18 protein-coding genes and 5 pseudogenes are annotated in these 19760 nt (G+C 61.9%); 13 read left to right on the forward strand and 10 right to left on the reverse strand.

The features are described from left to right. Window positions 1–697 precede the first annotated feature (697 nt). Window positions 698–1831: a coiled-coil domain-containing protein gene (locus tag NKI72_RS22140; RefSeq protein WP_352618874.1), complete on the forward strand. Its 1134-nt coding sequence runs from the start codon at window positions 698–700 to the stop codon at window positions 1829–1831. Window positions 1832–2593: 762 nt separating this feature from the next. Beyond that, window positions 2594–2866: pseudogene (locus NKI72_RS22150) on the forward strand (hypothetical protein); the annotation flags it as partial. 96 nt (window positions 2867–2962) lie between these two features. Here the strand turns inward: NKI72_RS22150 and NKI72_RS22155 are convergent. The 3 genes and pseudogenes from NKI72_RS22155 to NKI72_RS22165 all read right to left on the reverse strand — a co-directional run bounded on the left by NKI72_RS22155 (window position 2963) and on the right by NKI72_RS22165 (window position 4282). Next, window positions 2963–3166 (reverse strand): CsbD family protein, encoded by a 204-nt coding sequence (locus NKI72_RS22155; RefSeq protein ID WP_352478587.1) that lies wholly within the window; start codon window positions 3164–3166, stop codon window positions 2963–2965. 125 nt (window positions 3167–3291) lie between these two features. Beyond that, a pseudogene (locus NKI72_RS22160) lies at window positions 3292–4066 on the reverse strand (DUF2130 domain-containing protein); the annotation flags it as partial. 42 nt (window positions 4067–4108) lie between these two features. After that, window positions 4109–4282, reverse strand: coding sequence for a hypothetical protein (locus NKI72_RS22165; RefSeq protein ID WP_352850906.1), 174 nt, complete (start codon window positions 4280–4282; stop codon window positions 4109–4111). 74 nt (window positions 4283–4356) lie between these two features. Between NKI72_RS22165 and NKI72_RS22170 the strand changes: the two are divergent. Continuing rightward, window positions 4357–4524: pseudogene (locus NKI72_RS22170) on the forward strand (MarR family transcriptional regulator); the annotation flags it as partial. Between the two features lie 12 nt (window positions 4525–4536). Here the strand turns inward: NKI72_RS22170 and NKI72_RS22175 are convergent. From NKI72_RS22175 to NKI72_RS22195, 4 genes and pseudogenes are all read right to left on the reverse strand, one after another. Beyond that, a pseudogene (locus NKI72_RS22175) lies at window positions 4537–4987 on the reverse strand (GyrI-like domain-containing protein); the annotation flags it as partial. Between the two features lie 139 nt (window positions 4988–5126). Next, window positions 5127–6685, reverse strand: a pseudogene (locus NKI72_RS35480) (MFS transporter). A 237-nt stretch (window positions 6686–6922) separates the two neighbouring features. After that, on the reverse strand, window positions 6923–7195 hold the full coding sequence (locus NKI72_RS22190) for a BrnA antitoxin family protein (RefSeq protein ID WP_352474883.1): 273 nt from the start codon (window positions 7193–7195) through the stop codon (window positions 6923–6925). Then, window positions 7179–7481 carry a BrnT family toxin gene (locus NKI72_RS22195; protein ID WP_352474884.1) on the reverse strand — a complete coding sequence of 101 codons (303 nt, stop codon included), beginning with the start codon at window positions 7479–7481 and terminating at the stop codon, window positions 7179–7181. The genes NKI72_RS22190 and NKI72_RS22195 overlap by 17 nt, the downstream gene beginning before the upstream one ends. Before the next feature lie 579 nt (window positions 7482–8060). On the opposite strand from NKI72_RS22195, the gene NKI72_RS22200 reads away from it, so the two are divergent. Then, window positions 8061–9053: a LacI family DNA-binding transcriptional regulator gene (locus NKI72_RS22200; RefSeq protein WP_352850940.1), complete on the forward strand. Its 993-nt coding sequence runs from the start codon at window positions 8061–8063 to the stop codon at window positions 9051–9053. A gap of 132 nt (window positions 9054–9185) precedes the next feature. Further along, entirely contained in the window at window positions 9186–9500 is a 315-nt protein-coding gene (locus NKI72_RS22205) for a heme-binding protein (protein ID WP_352850910.1), read from the forward strand. 40 nt (window positions 9501–9540) lie between these two features. On the opposite strand, the gene NKI72_RS22210 is transcribed toward NKI72_RS22205, so the two are convergent. Both NKI72_RS22210 and NKI72_RS22215 read right to left on the reverse strand, forming a co-directional pair. Further along, window positions 9541–10572, reverse strand: a complete 1032-nt coding sequence (locus tag NKI72_RS22210) for an L-idonate 5-dehydrogenase (protein WP_352850911.1) — start codon at window positions 10570–10572, stop codon at window positions 9541–9543. Window positions 10573–10586: 14 nt separating this feature from the next. Further along, window positions 10587–11507, reverse strand: a complete 921-nt coding sequence (locus NKI72_RS22215; RefSeq protein ID WP_352850941.1) for a 2-hydroxyacid dehydrogenase — start codon at window positions 11505–11507, stop codon at window positions 10587–10589. 172 nt (window positions 11508–11679) lie between these two features. On the opposite strand from NKI72_RS22215, the gene NKI72_RS22220 reads away from it, so the two are divergent. The 8 genes from NKI72_RS22220 to NKI72_RS22255 all read left to right on the forward strand — a co-directional run bounded on the left by NKI72_RS22220 (window position 11680) and on the right by NKI72_RS22255 (window position 19118). Beyond that, window positions 11680–12417, forward strand: a complete 738-nt coding sequence (locus NKI72_RS22220; protein WP_352850943.1) for an SDR family oxidoreductase — start codon at window positions 11680–11682, stop codon at window positions 12415–12417. Continuing rightward, window positions 12386–12961 carry a gluconokinase gene (locus tag NKI72_RS22225; RefSeq protein ID WP_352693926.1) on the forward strand — a complete coding sequence of 192 codons (576 nt, stop codon included), beginning with the start codon at window positions 12386–12388 and terminating at the stop codon, window positions 12959–12961. Before NKI72_RS22220 ends, NKI72_RS22225 begins: the two co-directional genes overlap by 32 nt. Further along, window positions 12958–13842, forward strand: coding sequence for an NAD(P)-dependent oxidoreductase (locus NKI72_RS22230; protein ID WP_352450610.1), 885 nt, complete (start codon window positions 12958–12960; stop codon window positions 13840–13842). The genes NKI72_RS22225 and NKI72_RS22230 overlap by 4 nt, the downstream gene beginning before the upstream one ends. A gap of 37 nt (window positions 13843–13879) precedes the next feature. Continuing rightward, window positions 13880–15421, forward strand: coding sequence for a sugar ABC transporter ATP-binding protein (locus NKI72_RS22235; protein WP_502908985.1), 1542 nt, complete (start codon window positions 13880–13882; stop codon window positions 15419–15421). Window positions 15422–15440: 19 nt separating this feature from the next. Beyond that, window positions 15441–16496 (forward strand): ABC transporter permease, encoded by a 1056-nt coding sequence (locus NKI72_RS22240; RefSeq protein WP_352450612.1) that lies wholly within the window; start codon window positions 15441–15443, stop codon window positions 16494–16496. 29 nt (window positions 16497–16525) lie between these two features. Next, on the forward strand, window positions 16526–17461 hold the full coding sequence (locus NKI72_RS22245) for an SMP-30/gluconolactonase/LRE family protein (protein WP_352850914.1): 936 nt from the start codon (window positions 16526–16528) through the stop codon (window positions 17459–17461). Window positions 17462–17534: 73 nt separating this feature from the next. Next, window positions 17535–18650 (forward strand): ABC transporter substrate-binding protein, encoded by a 1116-nt coding sequence (locus tag NKI72_RS22250; protein WP_352450614.1) that lies wholly within the window; start codon window positions 17535–17537, stop codon window positions 18648–18650. A gap of 132 nt (window positions 18651–18782) precedes the next feature. Continuing rightward, window positions 18783–19118 (forward strand): hypothetical protein, encoded by a 336-nt coding sequence (locus tag NKI72_RS22255; protein WP_352693916.1) that lies wholly within the window; start codon window positions 18783–18785, stop codon window positions 19116–19118. Between the two features lie 5 nt (window positions 19119–19123). Here NKI72_RS22255 and NKI72_RS22260 read toward each other — a convergent pair whose 3' ends face one another. Further along, window positions 19124–19609, reverse strand: a complete 486-nt coding sequence (locus NKI72_RS22260) for a sensor histidine kinase (RefSeq protein ID WP_352850915.1) — start codon at window positions 19607–19609, stop codon at window positions 19124–19126. Window positions 19610–19760 lie beyond the last annotated feature (151 nt).

Raw genomic sequence — 19760 nt, forward strand, 5'->3', positions numbered from 1 at the left:
CGGCACTGATCCTCTTCACGCCAACGACGACGACGCTCAGGCCCGGTCAATAACGTCACATGGCTCATGCTGTGCTGCTAACTTCGCTCGTAAGGGCGACCTTAAGAGCGCAGCCTCGCTACCGTGCCGTCCTCTCGCAAGGCGGCCTTCGCCGGAGGGTATCGGATCGTATTCCGTTTTGCGTATCGAGGTGGACGGCATGACGGCGGTTCGATTCGAAAAGCAATCAACGAGCGGAGAGGCCGTCGCGTTCCTAGGCGCGGTGAGGAACGACACTCGGTCGAATGCGAGCGCCGCGGCTGGGCCTTGGAGGGTCTGGAGTGACCAGACAGGGGAGCATGCAGCATGAGCAGGGCAGCCTTCCGGAGTTTCAGACAAGTTCCAGAGTAAATGAACGAAAGTCCCGTTCGTTCGAACGATGACAACTTAGGAAACAGGGGACAGCCTTCGCGCGTTATTCCGTGCTTTGGCCTTGCCGAGGGTGCTTCACTGGCATTGATCTTTTTGGTGCGGCACCCCGGCGCTGCTGCATGCAGTAAGTGGAGAGTGCAATAGCGGTGAGCGCCGCGATCGGCGAGGTTCAGTGATGAATCGTGTGCAGGGCACCACGTCAAAATGTCTCCGCTGTGACTTCGCCTTTATTAAACGACAGCCCTTGATTTTACTTCACGAGATACGCGGCAGGGGGTGTAACGCCATGCCATCCCTCATCCCGCTATGCCTCGTTCTGCTGTTGACATCTCCGGCAAATGCTCAGTTCGTGCCCGAAGCGCCAGCGGTTGCCACGGCTAACGACAGCTCGTCGGTCGTGGTCTCCGAACACACCGAGGTCGGCAAAGAACCTGGCAAGCAACAACCGAGCACGCTCGGATCCCGTAAATCTAGTGAGATGGTGCTCAGCGAAACACAGGCACTCAACAAGGGCGCGCAAACGCCGCTCGGCGAGCATGAAGTGGCTTTGCGCCGCGAATTGGCCGCAGCACGAGCGGAGCTAGACGTTATGCAGCGCGGCGTACGTGATCTTAGCGCCCAAGCACACGTGCTGGCAGACACGGTGGCTGAGCAAGCGCAAGCCCTAAAAGAGCAGCAGCGAACAGAGGAAGCGCTCGGGCTCGATCTGGAGACGGCGCAGCGCGTTATCGAAAGCTACAGGGCCGAAGCCAGTCTCTGGAACAGCGAAGAGGCTGCCGCGCCTGGAGCACTCCCCTCTAAGGACGCCTCCCAGCTTGCTGCGAAGCGAACGCTTGATGACGAGCGGCACAAGGTCGAGCTCTTGGAGCAAGAACTTGCTACGGCTCGCCAAACTATCGATGCTCTCAAGACAGGCGCAAATCTGGCAGCCGTCGAGCAGGCCAACGCCATAAGGGAGCGACAGGTGGCCGAGGCCGCTCTAAAGCAGGCTCGAGAAACACTCGAGCTGGGACTCGAACGAGCAGATTCAGCTGTACGTGACCTCGATATTGTTCGCCAGGAACGCGATGCTTTAAAGCAGAACTCGGTAGAATTGAGTGCGGCGCTCGACCAAGAGCGTGAAAGGGCTATCGGTCTAGCCCGCAGCCTCAGTGCCGCGCGTGAGGCAATTGATATTGCCAAGGGTAAGCGTCACACTGCGGCTGTGGAGCGCGCGCCAAAAAGACGTACCCCCGCGAGTGCACTTGCAAGTAGGTTATCGCGTTCGGGCGCCCAACCAGCCCGTAAACCGGGCTTGGAAAAACAGAAAGTGAAGGTCCAAAAGCCGCCGCAAACCGTTCTGCTGGCAACCATACCTCTTCCCGCAGCATTGCTTCCAACACGGCCATCAAAAAGCTCGAGCCGCGCCAGTGAAAACTAGTGAGCGAAATGTATGCCGCAGGAGAGACGAGAATGAAGACATATGTCGCAGCCGCTTTGACGATCGGGATCACAGTTGGGCCTGCCTCAGCTCTTGAAGCAGGCGTGGGCGGTAGGGCGGGCGGTGTCGGGGTCGGTGCTGGAGTGAGCGCCGGTTCGCAAGGCGTATCTGTGGGGGCGGGCACGAGCGTCGACGGCGTAGGCGGAGCAAATGTTGGAGCTTCGGTCGGTGCAGATGACGGACCAGTCGACGCAGGCGTTGGTGCCAGCGGCAACGTTGGCGACACAAGCACAAGTACCAGTGTGGGCGACGATCCGTCCGCCGAAAACGAAGCGGCAACCGCACCCGACAGTTCGACTGCAGCGACGGCCCCTGCTTCTGCCAAGACCGCTGAGCAATCCATCGTCCTGCCACCCGTCCTCAGGCCTTCCAAAGCCGGTGACCGTGACTCCTCCAAGGGATATCCCTTTGTATCTTTGGGACTACTGACAGCGAAACCCGGTACGCCGATTCTGATCGTGCGAGCCTGCCGCGCGGCGATCATGGCCGCTGCGATGCCGCTTGGGGCCGTCCGTGTCCACGCGGCAAGCGCAGGCGCCTTGGATCAACGTCGGGGTGCACTCACGGCGCCGATCGAGGTGCGAATAGACTATGCAAGAAAAGGCGGCATCGAAGTCCGGCAGGCGCAAGTCAGTTGTCGTCTCGATGCGTCGGGCAGGGTCACTGCAATAATATAGCGCCAAGCACACCGACAGCGGCACGATCCGCTTTTCCATCTACAAGGCGGCCTTCTTCGGCGATGGCGGAGGTGAGGGCACGCTAACCTTCATGGTCGCCCTCGTCCCATATCGGTTTGCGGAATTTCGGGCGACCTCGCCTTCGGCGCCTCCGAGACGTATTGCGGAGGTACCGTGCGCCACTTACGCCGCGCTCGAGAAGTGACGGTCCTACGGTGCGGCGGGCGGTGGCGGCGCGCTCGGCAAAAGGTGGCCAGGCGCCGGTCCGTCTGCGCTTACGCGCAACAGTGGGTCAGACCGCACAGGCTGGCTATGGCTTTGCGACTGCCAGCCCACCAATGAGCGCCGTTAAGTAAGCAGCGCCTCTTCTTGTAAATGGCTGCCTAATGCGATCCTACCAGACTTGCCGGTCATACCAGTCGTCAATATCCTGCCGAACACGGTCCTTTTCGATACCATATCGTTCCTGGATCTTGCCTTCGAGCTGATCGCGATTGCCAGCGATGCGATCAAGATCATCATCGGTAAGTTTGCCCCACTGTTCCTTGATCTTACCCTTGACCTGCTTCCAGTTTCCTTCGACCCGATTCCAGTCCATGACATATCCTCCATTGTTTTACATAAGGCGAAACGGTCGTCCGGCCTGGGAGTTCCGGGACGAAGACCTCTGATGTTCACGTTTCCAGTTGGGAAGGTGACGGCGCCAATTAGACCTGCTCCATTTTTGGTGGCTTGGCCGTCCTGGGCGAGGCGGGAATTCGCCAGCTCGATAACTCGCAGCATGATTGCGATCGGCATCGCGCATTTCGGATGGGCGACATAGACCCCGTCCAGAAGATCGAAGGTTTCCACCCCGGGAGGCAGCGCTTCCGAGATCATCAACGCAATATGGCCTTTGCGGCCCGCTGATCCGCCCTGAGCTTCCCCAGCCAACCCTGGCTCCAGTTCTTGGTGCGTTTCGACTCCCATAAAATGGCGCCGCATGGCTGGCCGGCCGGTCCGACCACGCGGTGCAGGACATCTCCGCCGAACTCACCCGTGGCAACCGGTTCAATGACGTCCATCGGGAACCGGCTGGCAATGAGGGCTTCCAGCTCGAGCTCCGGCACCTCGCCCTGGAGCTGCTGGGAACCCTGTTCCGCACGGCGCTTCAGCTCCTCAATCTGACGCTGCATGCCGGCGATCTGTTCTTCTTTTCCGCAACCTTCATCTTAAGGCCGTCTTCGGCTTCCGACCTCGCCTTGACGCGAACGGCGTCCAGTCCTTCCCGGATCTTCCTTTCGATGGTCAGCGCCATCTCGCGCTTTTCGTCGTCGAGCGCACGCTGCTTTTTCAGGAATTCCGCCTGTTGCTGCTGGGCCTCGGTGAGCTTTTCGTCGCGCGCCTTCAACGCCGCCTCCAGCTCGGCAAGCTTCTTATCCTTGTCCTCCAAATCTACCGAAAGCAGCAATTTTGCCTTGCGGGCTTCCTCGCCCGCGATTCCGGCACGCTCAAGCTTTTTCAGCCGGTCGAGCAGAAGCGTCGCCAAACCTGCCTGCCTCTAAGCCGCCGCAACATTGTTGCGCGGGCTGAAACGCCCGCTGTCGCCGCCGTGAGCCAGGATCACGATCCCGAGCGCACCATCTGGAACAGCCAGGAGGCCGTCGATCCCTTCAGACTCGACCCTGATCTCCTCGAAGACGCAGCGTGGTCCGGGCTCTGCCGTGAAGAACACTTGCCACAGGGCATCCTCATCGGACGCCTCAGGTTCGATGATACACCATTACACTGTGGGGCTTCACAGCCAGCATCGGCTTTGCCCGCTCGAAGCGCTATAAGACGCTGACCTTGTGGACCAACGACATTCTAACTGCCGCCCGGCCCATCTGCCAGGCGGCCTGCTTCAAACTGATCGAGGAAGAGCCTCACCATTCTTTCGGCAAGGCTCTGGTTGGCCAGAACCGGGATCTTGACCTGTCGCTGATCAAGCCTGACCGGAATCCAGATTTCCAGCCCGCCATTGCCGCTGCGCGGATCGAACTCCGGACCATAGCGCTCGAACTCGGGCGCGTCCGCTATCTCGTGCCCGGAGGCCGGCAGCCATTTGTTCCAGATCGTGTTGACGGTCCGGCGAATGGTCGAGATGTGCTCTCGATGCGAAAACACAGCATATTTCTGGGCCGGTATGCGCACCCGGCTGAGCTCCCTGGGGAGGTCGGAAAAGTCGCTCACTTCGACACCGGCGATGTAGTCGAAATTGCCGGCATCGTCCCATTGACAAAGACGCCGTAGGCGACGTCGCCGGTCTCGCCCCGGATGTTGCCGATATAGGGGCCGAAGAGCTGCCATTGCATCGGAATGGCGGCACTGGTTTCGCAGCTGTAGCGCTCGCTAAGACCGGCAATCAGGAACGCCGGCTGGTCTCGAAGCGGGGTGGTTGGCAAGAAGGGGTTGGTCCATCAGGTATCGCTTGGCAGTTAACCGTAAGAATGCAGTCGTTTCGGTCAGGATTGGCACTTAATTTGAGAACCTGGAAGTGCGGAACTGATCGATTGCGGAACCATGTCGTTCAATACCTGTCAGGGCGGCTCAACGTCTACGGCGACACCGCCTTCGATGGAAGCTCGGGATTTGAACATTGTCACCGCCAGGATGGCCGTCAGGACAGTAATGGCCGCGCTCGCCAGGAGGGCGATGCCGGCGGCGCTCGTGTAGGCGTGCTTAGCCGCTTCCAGCAACGCGGCCCCATCGTTCCAGGTCTGCGCGGCCGCCCTCGCAGCACCGATACCACGCAAAGCGGTCTCAGCGGCGGGAGCGGGCACGCCCGCAGGCAGCGCCACGGCAAGCATCTGCCGATAGATGAACGTCACCAGACTGCCCAGCAAGGCAATGCCAAGCGCGCCACCGAACTCCGAGCAAGTCTCTGATAGCGCCGACGCCGAACCTGACTGATCTTTTGGAGCGGAGCTCACGACGAGATCGGCGACCACCGTGGTCCCCGGCGCGGAACCCACGGCGAACAGCGTGTTCCCGAGGGTGATCAAGATCAGGCTGTGCACCCCGATCGCATAGGCCATCAACGCGAGACCGACGGCGCCCAACATCAGGCCGCTGCCCAACGCATACGCTGGCCGGAGCACCCTCAGGAGAGCCGAGGTCAGAAGAGACCCCACCACGAAGCCGAGTCCCGCAGGAACGCCCCACAGCCCGGCATCGACCGGCGAGAGCCCCAGCACGAGCTGGAGATACTGCGCTACCACCACCAGAATCCCGAAACCCACCAGGAAATCGAGTGCATTGACGCTCAACGCCACTGATAGCGCCGGTAGCCTGAAGAGGCGCAGGTCGAGCAACGGGACTTCCAGCTTCATTTGGCGGCGCACGAACACGCCCCCGCAGATTAGGCCGACGGCGGCGGCGAGCCCCCCAAGCTGAGCGTCACCTCCCTCCGCGATGTGCTTGATGGCGAAGATGATTGGCAGCACGTCGCCAAAGTCAAAATCGCACTAACGATATCGATGCGCCCCGCCTTCTCGCTGCGATGCTCGGGCAGCAGCCTTGGGCCAAGGATCAGCAACAGCGCCATGATCGGGACAGGAGCCAGGAAGACCGCGCCCCACCAGAAGCGAGCGATGAGCATGCCGCCCACGACGGGCCCGATCGCCCCGCCGAAGGAGAAGCTCGACACCCAAACGCTCACGGCGAACGTCTTCTCACGCTCGTTCTGAAACATGTTGCCGATGAGCGAGAGCGTCGATGGCGCCATGGTTGCACCAGCGATTCCGAGGAGGCCGCGCGCCACGATCAGCATCGCTGCGCTCTTCGAGAACGCCGCCAGGAGAGACACGACGGCGAAGGCGGCCGATCCGATCAGCAGGAGCCTTCGGCGGCCGATACGGTCGCCCAGAGCTCCCATGATCAGAAGCGCGCCGGCAGCGAGAAATCCGTAGATGTCAACGATCCACAGAAGTTTCGCCGCCGTCGGTTTCAGATCCGTCGTGAGTGACGGGATCGCCAGGTTCAGCACCGTGAGGTCCATCGCGTAGAGGACGCAGGGCAAGGCGAGCACCGCGAGACCAACCCACTCGCGATGGGTCGCCTTGACGCTCGCGTTCTGGGCATCTTGCTGAGTGAGCATCTACGTCCCCTCGCGATCCGAGCTTAGTTTAGGAGAGCGCCGGCGCGGGCCGGCCCGCGAACGCATCAGGTCGTGCCTCTCTTCCTGGAGGGCTTTCTCGACGGCGACCGCCGCATCGGTCGCATGGGTATCGTCGTCCGCGGTTGTAGCGAAAATGATCTCCTTCAGTCCCGCCTCGAGTTGCAGAGCCGCCCGGCAGTCGGAGAGGATTTTCGCCTGCTTGAGCGGCTTTCCTCCTTAGCCTCGAGAGGCGTCAATCTTCTCGGACAGCCAGGTCTTGATAAGGGACTGATAGGGCACGTCGCGCTTGTTCGCCGCGACCTTGATCCGTTCGAGCAGGCTATTGGGCAGCCGCAACGAGATCGAGGTCGACGACGGCTTGAGGTTGGGCAGGCGGACCCGCTCTGCCTTGCTCCAATCGACATGCTCACTGGAGTCGTTGGACTCCCAGAAGGCGCGCTCCTCGGCCTCCGATGCAAAGGTCGGAACCGGCTTAGCTGTCTTGGTCATAGTAGCCTCGCTCCTTGCGGCTCATATCCCGGGCGGAAATCACCCGGATCTTGGTGTCCTTGTCCCGAAGCGTGAAGGTGATGTGCAGCAGCCTTCCATCATCGGTGCGCCCCAGAGCATGAATTCGTTGCTCGATGGCGCTGTGCTTTGCGTCGGGAACGGTCAGCAACGGCTCGTTGAAGAACACCTGTTCCGCCTCGGCCTGGCTGACGTCGTGCTTGTCGATGCTCTTGCGGGCGTTGCCCGCATCCCAGTCGAAGCCGGCAATCCGTTCCCATTCGATCATCAGTGTATATTGCCATAATATACACGGATTTCAAGCTCCGTCAGGCGTGAGCGCTCCGCCCAGCAGATTTGGACAGCGTGGGGAGAGGAAAATGGGGGGCAAGGAAAACCCGGTCGCTGATCGGTCGGACCGGTGGCGCTGACGCTCAACCGCCAGCCTCGCAATCCCGGCCGCGTCGTCCGGCGCAGGGCTGAAAGCCCCGCTTGGCCTGCCGGGCAGGGAAGCTCACCAGGCAGTTGCACCGGCCCGCCCGCTCCGCGGGCCGGGTGATGGTGTCGGGCGGACCTCATTCGGCAATCGTCGTCGGCAGTAGAGCCAAAGTGTGATCGCGAACCAAACCGGTGCTCATGACCATGTTTACGCTTGGGCCGTATGTGGCTGTTGTCTTTTGATATGGTATCGATAACATGCCTTGCGTGAAGTTGATTCCAACGGGTGGTTCATGAGCGATGCCGGACGCCGCAGAGACCTTGTGCCCGAGTGTCCAGCGTTTTGCTTGGGCACATCGCTGCCGGCTGGTGGAGCGGCATGATGGCCAAGGCAGCCTCATCGAGACCGGGCGAGAGCCACGCCCCGACCATGGTCGACGTGGCGCGGCGGGCAGGTGTGTCCACCATGACGGTTTCACGCGCCCTGAAAGAGGGCAGCCTCGTTTCCAAGGCGACGCGGGAAAAGATCATGGTCGCGGTCAACGACCTCGGCTACGTGCTCGACCAATCGGCCGGCAGCCTGTCCTCGCGCAAGACTGGATTTGTTGCCGCGATGGTTCCATCACTCAACAATTCCAACTTCGCCGATACGGCGCGCGGCATAACGGATGAACTGGAGAGCACGGGACTCCAGCTTCTGCTCGGCTACACCGACTATACGGTCGAGAAGGAGGAAAAGCTGATCGAAGCGATGCTCCGTCGGCGGCCCGAAGGCATCATTCTGACCGGCGGCGCCCATACGGAGCGCGCCCGCCGGCTTCTTAAAAACGCGGGCATCCCTGTAGTCGAAACCTGGGAGTTGCCGGCGAAACCCATCGATCAGGTGGTCGGATTCTCCAACGAAGAGGCGATGGGGCTTCTCGTCAAGACGCTGGCCAGAAAAGGCTACAATAAATTCGGTTACATCGGTGGCACGACCTCGCGCGACACGCGCGGCAGCCAACGGCGCGAAGGCTTTGTCAGAGCCATTGAGGAGCTCGGCCTGCCAACCGGGCGCCTCGTTTCCTTTGGCGTGCCGCCGATATCCATCGAGCAGGGAGGCCAGGCCGTCGTCAGCATGCTGGAGCGCTGGCCGGACACGCAAGCCGTACTCTGCGTTTCGGACCTTTCGGCCTTCGGCGCACTGATGGAATGCAAGCGCCGGGGCATGCGGATCCCGCAGGACATCGCCATTGGCGGCTTCGGCGACTACGAGGTAGCCGCCTTTTGCCATCCCGGCATCACCACCGTGAATGTCGACTGCTACGGCATCGGGCAACAGGCCGCCCGCAGATTGATCCAGGTGATCCGAGGCGACGAGAAACGACACGGCGAAGAAATCGTCCTCACAAGCTATCGCGTCGTCGAGCGCGAAAGCACCTGAGCTCCTGCATCGATTCAAACGCAGCGAAGGGCAGCCCAGCAGCGATGTTTCGCGAGACCATCACCCTCACGCATGACGGTGCCTTGAAAGCCGGAGCAGCGCGCGCCGTCACGATGGGCGTCGCAATGTCTCGTGGTCGTCCATGCGAGCGGCGAAGTCCTCGCCAGTCTGCGCATGGATGGCGCGCGGTTCCTCAGCATGCGTACGGCGCAGGCGAAGGCGCGCACCGCAGCGTCAATAAACGCCGCTACTGGCGGCATGGCGTTCGAAGCGGCGCTCTCAGCCGGTATCGCATCGCAGGGCGGCGTGACCAATTTGCCCGGGGGCTTGCCGATCCGCTTCGGCGGACGCCTTGCGGGCGGCATCGGCGTCGGGTCGGGAACTGGCGAGCAGGATTTCGATGTGGCACACGCCGCCTTGGCGGCGGTTGGCGCCGACGTGATTTGATGCGATGTGCCGATGCGCCTCCAGCGCAACCGAAGGATCTTCAGAACGCGATCTGAACCTTCATGGATTTGTTTCGGTCACCGGCGATGTCGAAAGCCGCGACCGCCTCGTCGAGAGGATAGATGCCCGTCAGTAGCGGTTTGACATCCACCCCACGGCGATTGATCAGGTCGACGGCGATCCCAAACTCCTCGTGGAAACGGAAAGTGCCCCGCATCTCGATCTCTTTCGCGACGACGAGGTTCTGCGGGATCGACAGATCGCCGCCGAGACCGAGCTGCACGAGCACGCCGCGCGGCTTCAGAACATCGAGCCCTGCACGCACCGCGCGTTCATTGCCGGAGGCCTCGAACATCACGTCGAAACTACCCTTGTCGACATTGTAGGCGGCGAGCTCTTCGCTGTTTGTCGCGACATTGATCGTCCGGTCGGCACCGATCTCCAGGGCCTTCGCCAGCACGCCCTCCATGACATCGGTGGCGACGATCTCGCGCGCGCCGTGGGCTCGTGCGGCGAGGATGCATAGCGCGCCGATCGGCCCGCAGCCGGTGACCAGAACCCGCTTGCCGAGCAGCGAGCCGGCGCGGTTCATGGCATGCAGCGTCACCGCGAAGGGCTCGGCGAAAGCGGCTTCGTTGATGGAGATGTGGTCGGCTATTCTGTGGCACTGCCACGCCTCGGCGATCAGGCACTGGCGGAAGGCGCCCTGGATGTGCGGCATCGGCATGGCGCTGCCATAGAAGCGCATGTCGAGGCACTGGTTCTGCATGCCTTGCAGGCAGTAGCGACAGGCATTGCAGGCTCGGCTGGGCGAGATCGCCACGCGATCGCCGACCGCAAGTGTGGAGATGCCGTCGCCGAGGGCCCGCACCGTGCCCGCAACCTCATGGCCAAGAATCATGGGTTCACGAAGGCGGATCGCGCCGAAGCCGCCATGGTTGTAATAATGCAGGTCCGAGCCGCAGATGCCGCCAGCCTCGACCGCGATCTCGACCTGTCCGGCGCCAGGGGAGCCCGGATCGGTCTCCTCGATCCGCAGGTCTTTTGCCGCGTGGATGACGATCGACTTCATGATGTGATCCCTTCTCAGACGACCGGTGTCAGCAAGGTCTGTCCGCCGAAATGGGCCGCGAGATTATCGCGAACGAGCTGACCCATGGCCTTGCGGGTTTCCACCGTGCCGCTGGCGTGGTGCGGTTGCAGCACGACGTTGGTAAGCTTCAGGAAGCGCTCGTCGATGGTTGGCTCGTTCCAGAACACGTCGAGCCCGGCACCCTTGATGGCACTGGATTCCAGGGCCGCGAGCAACGCGGTCTCGTCGATCGTGCTGCCGCGCGAAATATTTATGACGATACCGTCTGCTCCGAGCGCTGCCAGGATCGACGCATTAATGATGTGTTTTGTGCTTTCGCCGCCGGCGAGCGTTACGATCAGAAATTCGCTGTCGCGCGCCAGTTCGACCAGATCGCCGACAAAAGCATAAGGAAGATCGTCGCGCTTGCGGTTGTCGAAATAGGAAATCGTGCAGTCGAATGCAGCGGCGCGCTTCGCCACCGCCGCACCGACGCGGCCCATGCCGACAATGCCCAGCCTTTTTCCACAGACACGCGTGACCAGCCCCATATTGCCCTTGCGCCAGCTTCCATCGCGTACATAGGCGTCGGCCTGCGGGATTTTTCGCGCCACGGCGAGCAGCAGCCCGATCCCGATATCGGCTACGTCCTCGGTCAGCACATCAGGTGTATTGGTGACACGAATGCCGTTCGCCCTGGCATAGGCAAGGTCGATGGCGTCGGTGCCCACGCCGTAGCAGGAAACGATCTCGAGCTGCGGCAGCTTTCCCATCAGCGCAGCACTTGCGCCAAGCTCGCCGCGCGTAGCGATGGCGCGGACCGCGCCGGCGTGGCTTGAGAGCAACGCGTCCTTGTCCTCGGACTGCCAAAGTTTGTGGACGCGATACTTCGCCTCAAGATCTGCCATGTCCCAATCGGGATAGGGACCTGTCATCAAAATGTCGGTCACGGCATCATCTCCTGTGCGGATTTATTTTTCCATTGACTATGTTATCGATAACATCCATGTCAATAGGGACTGGCGGCGCTGCGCTGCAAATCGTGGGCGCTCAGGAAACATTGCTCAGGAGGAGCATTTGGGCAGTTCGTTGTTTGATTTGACCGGCATGCGGGCGCTGGTCACCGGTTCGGGACAGGGGATCGGCCTGGCGCTGGCCGAGGGGTTGGCGCAGCACGGCGCCGAGATCGTGCTCAACGGACGCAGCGCCGAAAAAATGAAAACGGCTGCGGATGCACTGACAGCGAAGGGATACAAGGTCCATAGCGCCGTCTTCGACGTCACCGATCATGCAGCGGTGGCGAACGGCGTCGCGGAGATCGAGGCGACGATCGGCGCCATCGATGTCCTTATCAACAATGCCGGCATGCAGTTCCGAATGCCGCTCGAGGATTTCCCCGCCGACAAATGGGAGGAACTCTTGCGCACCAACATCTCCAGCGTGTTCTTCGTGGGACAAGCGGTGGCGCGGCACATGATCCCGCGGCGGCGCGGCAAGATCATCAATATCGCCTCGGTGCAGAGCGAACTGGCCCGGACAAACATCGCGCCCTATACGGCCACGAAAGGCGCTGTGCGCAACCTGACGCGCGGCATGTGTGCCGATTGGGCGAAGCATGGCTTGCAGGTCAATTCCATCGCGCCGGGTTACTTCAAGACGCCGCTCAACCAGGCGCTGGTCGACAATCCCGAGTTTTCAGCCTGGCTGACCAACCGCACACCGGCGGGTCGTTGGGGCGATGTCGGCGAACTGGTCGGCGCGGCGATCTTTCTGGCTGGACGGGCCTCATCCTTTGTCAATGGACACACGCTCTATGTCGATGGCGGCATCACAACCTGCCTCTGAGTCCTGGTCCATCGTCGTAATGGGTGTCAGCGGCTGCGGCAAGACCAGCATTGGCATCGCGATCGCGGCTCGTCTAGGGCTCGCTTTTGTCGAAGGCGACGCGCTGCACCCGCGCGGGAATGTCGAGAAAATGTCGGCGGGCATACCGCTTACCGACGAGGATCGTTGGCCTTGGCTGGACCTGTTGGGCGCAGCCTTGCGCCATGCACATGAGCAAGGACGCGGGCTCGTCGCGAGTTGCTCGGCGCTGAAGAAATCCTATCGCGATCGCCTTCGCCATGGTGCTATCGGGCCGGTGCTTTTCGTATTTTTGGACGGTTCACGTGCGGTGCTGCAAGCCAGGCTCGCCGAGCGCCGCGGCCACTTCTTCCCGCCGGCGCTGCTCGACAGCCAGTTCGCTACGCTGGAGCATCCCGGCGACGAACCGCTGGTGGTCACAGTGGACATCGACGCGCCTGTCGACACGATTGCCGATAAAGTGTTGCAGGGTCTTGGTGCATTTGGGGTCGGCCCTGCCAGATCAAAGAGAGGCACGTTGAAATGACGCAACCAACAAAAGTCGCCGTTGTCGGTGCCGGCATCATGGGGTCGGCGATAGCCACCCGCCTGATCGAGACTGGGCAAGCCGTAACGGTATTCGATCTGGACAAGGCCAAGGTCGCCGCCCTGACCGCCAAGGGTGCGGCTGCCGCCGCATCGGTTGCCGAAGCAACGCGGGCGAGCAGCTTCGTCATCCTCAGTCTCAACCATGCCGATATCGTGCGTTCGGTGGTGTTCGGGGACGCCGGTGTTGCGGCCGCTGCGTCGCCCGAAAAGCTGCTGATCGACATGTCGTCTATCGATCCGGCCGACACCGCTGGGATGGCCGGGAAGCTGTCTGCCGAGACCGGCATGAAATGGCTCGACTGCCCGCTTTCGGGCGGCGTTCCCGGCGCGCTGGCCGGCAGGCTGACCGTCATGGCGGGTGGCGAGGCTGAAGACTTCGAACAGGCGCGCACGGTGATGCGGCATCTCTGCACCAACTACACACTGATGGGGCCGAGTGGGGCAGGGCAGACGACAAAGCTGATCAACCAGCTGTTCTGCGCCGTACTGTTCCAGGCTGTCGCCGAAGCCGTGAAGCTTGCCGAAGCCGGCGGCGTAGACCCGAAGGCAATCCCCGCGGCACTCAAGGGCGGGCGGGCCGATTCCAGCATCATGCAGGAATTCATGGCAAAATTCGCTGCCCGGGATTTTTCGGCCACCGGCCGCATCGACAACATGCTGAAGGATCTGGATTCGCTGCAGGCCTTCGCGCTGAAAACCAAGACGCCGATGCCGATGACCGGGCAGGTGGTCGAGATCCATCGCCTGCTCTGCGCCGCTGGATTGGGGCCGAACGATTCGGCCGAGATGATGCGTCTGCTCGACGGCAAGACCAGCTGATCCGTTGGCCTTATTCTTTGATGCTTGACGCCTAGAAATGTTATCGATAACATCATTTGGGCGATCTCGGGAGGAACGCATTGTGACCGAGCAAAAACTGATCGAGTTCAAGTCAATTACGAAGGAGTTCGGCGGCACCCGCGCGCTCTCCGACGTGACGCTTGATCTGCACAAGGGCGAGATCCTGGCGCTGCTCGGCGAGAATGGCGCCGGCAAGTCGACGCTGATCAAGACGCTCGCCGGCATCTATGGGCCGGATGGCGGCCGAATCCTGTTTCGTGGCGAGCCCTACCATCATCGCCCGCCGCGGCCGAACCAGCGCCAGCCCGTCGCCTTCATTCACCAGGATCTCGGTCTTATCGAATGGATGACGGTCGGCGAGAATGTCGGCCTGGCCCAAGGCTTTTCGCTGCGCTCCGGGCTCATCGACTGGCGATCGACCGAGGCGAGGGCGCATGAGGCGTTAAAGCTGGTCGGCTGTGACTTCGACCCGACGACACGCGTTCAGGATCTGACGCGTACAGAAAAATCGCTGGTCGCCATCGCTCGCGCCTTGGCTACCGAGGCCGATGTGCTGGTGCTCGACGAGCCGACCGCCAGCCTTCCCGCCGACGAGGTCGAGCGGCTGTTCGACGCCATCCGTCCGCTCAAGCAGCGCGGCGTCGGCATGATCTATGTCTCGCACCGCCTGGATGAAATTTTCCGCATCGCCGATCGCGTCGCCGTGCTGCGCGACGGCAGGCTGGTCGGCGAGAAGAAAGTCGCCGATACAAAACCGGACGAACTGGTCGAGATGATCGTCGGCCGTCCGGTCAGCCAGGTTTTCAGCAAGGCGCAAACGCAGGCCGGCGAGACGATCTGTGCTGTCCGCGACCTTGTCTGCGCCGGTGCCGGCCCGGTGTCTTTCGACGTACGCAAGGGTCAGTTGCTCGGCCTGGTCGGCCTGCGCGGCGCCGGGCAGGAACTGGTTGGCCGGGCGCTGTTTGGCTGCCAGGCCTTTTCCGGCACGGTGACGATCCGCGGGGCTGTGCCGGACCTGTCCAGCCCGATCGCGGCGATGTCGTCCGGCATCGGCCTGATCGCGCGTGACAGGACCGAAGAATCAATCGCTGGATCCTTGTCGATCCGTGAGAACAGTTTCCTCAATCCCGGCGCCGGCAAGCGCGGCCTGTTTTCCTTCCTTGCGCCTCACAGGGAGGCTGCGCTGGCGCAGGCGATCGGCAGTTCCGTCGGGCTGCGCCCCAACGATCCGAACCTGCCGATAGAGGCGCTGTCGGGTGGCAACCAGCAAAAGGTGGTCGTCGGGCGCTGGCTGCACACCGGGCGTACGCTGCTGATCGCCGAGGATCCGACGGCCGGCGTCGATGTCGGCGCCAAGGCTGAGGTCTACCGGCTGATCGGCCGCGCGCTTGAAGCCGGCCTCGCCGTCGTCGTGGTGTCGACCGATTTCGAGGAGATTGCCCACATCTGCCACCGCGCTTTGGTGTTTTCGCGAGGACAGATCGTTCGCGAACTCACCGGCAAAGACCTCACCACATCCGCCGTGATCACCGCGGCATCGGCTTCCGAAGCCGCCTGATCTTTCTGGGAGCGAACTCATGCAATCGATCGAATCCAGCGCCCTCGAACCGACCCGCGGCGAGATGGCTGATTTGTCCATGGGGCAGAAGGTCATCCGGCTGCTGCCGGTCTACGGGCTGGTTATCCTGACGGTGTTGCTGATCCTGTTGTTTTCGATCCTGCTGCCGAACACGTTCCCGACGCTGCTTAACCTGCGCTCGATCATCTCCGACAAGGCGATTATTGCGCTGTTGTCGCTGGCGGCGATGATCCCAATGGCGTCGGGACGCATCGACCTCACCGTCGGCTACGGCATTGTGCTGTGGCACATCCTGGCCATCAGTCTGCAGACCATGTTCGGCATTCCGTGGCCGCTGGCAGTGATGATAGTGCTGGTTCTCGGCGCCGCGACCGGCTTCCTCAACGGCCTGCTGGTCGAAGTCGCCCGCATCGACTCTTTCATCGCCACGCTGGGCACCGGCACCGTGCTCTATTCCTTGGCGCTTTGGCACACTGGCGGCCGGCAGGTTGTCGGCGTGTTGCCCAACGGCTTCTACGCGCTCAACGGCACGATGGTGTTCGGGCTGCCGATCACCGGCCTCTACGTGCTTGGCATCGCCGTCGCACTGTGGATCATTCTCGAATATCTGCCGATCGGCCGCTACGTTTATGCCATCGGCGCCAACCCGAAGGCGGCTGCTCTCAATGGCATTCCGGTGCGCCGCTTCGTCATTGGGGCGTTCATCTCCTCGGGCTTCCTGACGGCGCTGACAGGCGTGTTGCTCGCCTCCAAGCTGCGCATTGGCCAAGCCAGCGTCGGACTGGAGTATCTGCTGCCGGCTCTCGTCGGCGCCTTTCTCGGCTCGACCACGATCAAGCCTGGACGAGTCAACGTCTGGGGCACGATGACGGGCGTCATCATCCTGGCGGTCGGTATTTCCGGCATTCAGCAGTTCGGCGGCTCGTTCTTCGTCGAGCCATTGTTCAACGGCGTCACGCTGCTTGTCGCCATAGGCATTGCCGGCTACGCCCAGCGCAAGCGCGGCGCAGCGCAAAGAAACAGGACCAAGACCGTCGCGCAGCCCTCGAAGTGACAAATCGAGCCAAACCCGTGGATCATGGAATGAACGACTACGAGGTTCTCGACGATCGGTTCGGCAAGCTGATGATCGGGCATGCCAAGCTCGAACGGCTATGGACCGGTAGCCGTTGGGCGGAAGGACCGGTGTATGTCCCCGCCGCAAGGCATTTGCTGTGGTCGGACATCCCGAACGATCGGCTGCTGCGCTACGACGAAAGCGATGGTTCCGTCAGCATCTTCGAGGCCCATTGTAACTACCAGAACGGCCACACACTCGACCGCGAAGGCCGCGTCGTTGCTTGCGAGCATGGCGGGCGCCGTGTCTCCCGGCTCGAGCATGACGGGCGTTGGCAGACGCTTGTCGAAACCGTTGCAGGCAAGCGGTTCAATTCACCCAATGACGTGGTGGTCAAATCCGACGGTACGATCTGGTTCACCGACCCGGTCTACGGCATCGAAAGCCACTACGAGGGCAAGATCGCCAGAGCGGAGATCGGCGGCTCCCATGTCTACCGGTTCGATGAGCTTTCGGGCGAGGTGAGCGCCGTTGTCACAGATATGGTGCAGCCGAACGGCCTGGCTTTTTCGCCCGACGAGACGATCCTCTATGTCTCGGACAGCGGCGCCAGCCATGTGCCCGGCCTGCCGCGCGCGATCAAGGCCTATGACCTTGCCGCCGATGGCCGCTCGGCGCTTGCAGGCGGCATCTTCGCCGAGTGCGGGGCTGGCCTCTTCGATGGTTTTCGCGTCGATCGCGACGGCAACATCTGGGCCTCCAGCGCCGACTCGGTGCGCGTCCATGCACCGGACGGAACCCTGATCGGCCGTATCCTGGTTCCCGAGCTCGTTTCCAATGTCTGTTTCGGCGGTCCCAAGCGCAACCGCCTCTACATCACCGCGCAGACATCCCTCTACGCCATCTACGTCAACGCACATCCGGCCGGTGTTGGTCCGGTGGCGGGCGACATCAGCCGGTGACATGTCGCCAACTCCAATCGAAAGCCGAGTTTGAAAGACCATGCAATTTCTTGAAACCAAGGGAGGTACCAACATGCAACGCAGAACATTCCTGAAATCATCCGTCGCCTTGATGGCCATGACAATCGCTGCTCCTGTCCTGTTCGCCGGCCAGGCACGGGCGGACGCCACAGCCGACGCCATGGCGGTGGTCCAGAAATATGCGCAGAAGGTCACGGCCTGGGATGGCCCGACCACCGGTCCGAAGGCGCAGCAAGGCAAGACGATCGTCGTGCTCGCCGGCGATCTCAAGAACGGCGGCATCCTGGGCGTCACCAACGGCGTCGAGGAAGCAGCCAAGGCGATCGGCTGGGACGTCAAGGTGATTGACGGCGCCGGCTCGATCGGCGGCCGCACCGCTGCCTTCGGCCAAGCCATGGCGTTGAAGCCGAATGGGATCGTCATCAACGGTTTTGACGCGGTCGAGCAGGCGCCGGCGCTGGAACAGGCCAAGGCCGCAGGTATCCCGTTGGTCTCCTGGCATGCCGGACCGGTGATCGGGCCCGACGAGAAAAGCGGCGTGTTCGCCAACGTGTCGACGGATGCCATGCAAGTCTCCACGGCCGCGGCCGACTGGGCCTACGCCGATGCCAAGGGCAAGCCCGGCGTCGTCATCTTCACCGATTCGACCTATGCCATCGCCATCGCCAAAGCCGACAAGATGAAGGCGGAGATCGAGCGGCTGGGCGGCAAGGTGCTCGAATATGTCGACACGCCGATCGCCGAGACTTCGCAGCGCATGCCGCAGCTGACCACTTCGCTGCTGCAGAAATACGGCGATGCCTGGACGCATTCGCTGGCGATCAACGATCTCTATTTCGACTTCATGGGACCCTCGCTTGCCGCCGCCGGCAAAGCCGGTACCGACGCGCCGATCAATGTCGCCGCCGGCGACGGTTCGGAATCGGCCTATCAGCGCATTCGCGCCGGTCAGTTCCAGAAGGTGACCGTCGCCGAACCGCTCAACTTGCAGGGCTGGCAATTGGTCGACGAGCTGAACCGCGCCATCGCTGGCGAAAAATGGTCGGGCTATCTGTCGCCGCTGCATGTGGTGACGGCCGACAATGTCGAGTTCGACGGTGGGCCGAATAACGCATTCGACCCCGGCAATGGCTACCGCGACGCATACAAGAAGATCTGGGGCAAATAGGAGCCCGGCGATGCGGGCGCAATACGCGATGCGCCCGCATCGCATTCGCACGACAAATCCACGAATTGCACCGCGACCTGCCCTTGCCGGCCGGCGGCCATCCCAGCGCAGAAAATCAGGAAACCCCTCGCTATGATCATTCGCTACGCCCTGTTCGAAGGCGAGATCCACCCCGGACGCGAGAGCGAATTCCGGCGCTTCGTCAAGGCGAGGCTGGTGCCGTTGTGGACGCAATTTCCTGGAGCCGAGGAGGTGCGCGTTCTGGATGGCACGGCACGGGATGAGGGCGCCCCCGTCTATGCCATGGCGCTCGCCATCCGTTATCCCGACATGGACGCCTGCAACAAGGCGCTGCAGTCCGACGTTCGCTTTCAGAGCCGCGATGTGACCGGAGAGCTGCTCAAGATGTTCACCGGCCGTGTGCATCACCATGTTTTCGAGGCCAACGAGTATCCAACCGCTCGATAGGATGATCAAAAAAGCGCCACACGACAATCGCCGACGCGTCCAAAACTGGACACCAACGGCTTCTTAGACGGATTCACCGTCGGTGGTGGACCAGTCCCCAGGGCTGCCAGAACTCGCCGCCTTTTCGCTCGTGCCAGCGGCTCGACAGCCGTAACGGTCAATCGAACAATCTGCGCGACGGAGTAGTCCTCGATCGCCAGCGTGAGCTGGCCGGCTTCGATCTTGGAAAGGTCGAGTACGTCGTTGATGAGCCCGAGGAGGTGGCGGCCGTTTGCCTGCACGCGCGCGACGGTCGTCTTCGCCTTGTCCGGGAGTTCGCCGTAGATGCCGTCGACCAGCAGTTCTGTGAAGCCCAAGACTAAATTGAGCGGTATCCTGAGCTCGTGGCTCATATTCGCGAGGAACTGGGACTTGTGGCGGCTAGCTGCCTCCAGCTCCCGGCCTTTCTCCTCGATCTCGCGGAACAGCTTGGCATTCTGGATCGCGAGCACGATTGGGCTGCGAAGGTCTCCAGCAGATGGACAACTTGCTCATGGAAGGCACCTGGCTTGTGGCGCCTGACGACCAGTGCACCTACGATCTTGTTGCGTTTAGCCATGAAAGACGACGATTCGCCCAAAGCATGCAAAAGGGGCCCATCGG

It is taken from the genome of Mesorhizobium sp. M0437 (assembly GCF_040321335.1).
In the GTDB taxonomy this organism is placed as follows: Bacteria; Pseudomonadota; Alphaproteobacteria; order Rhizobiales; family Rhizobiaceae; genus Mesorhizobium.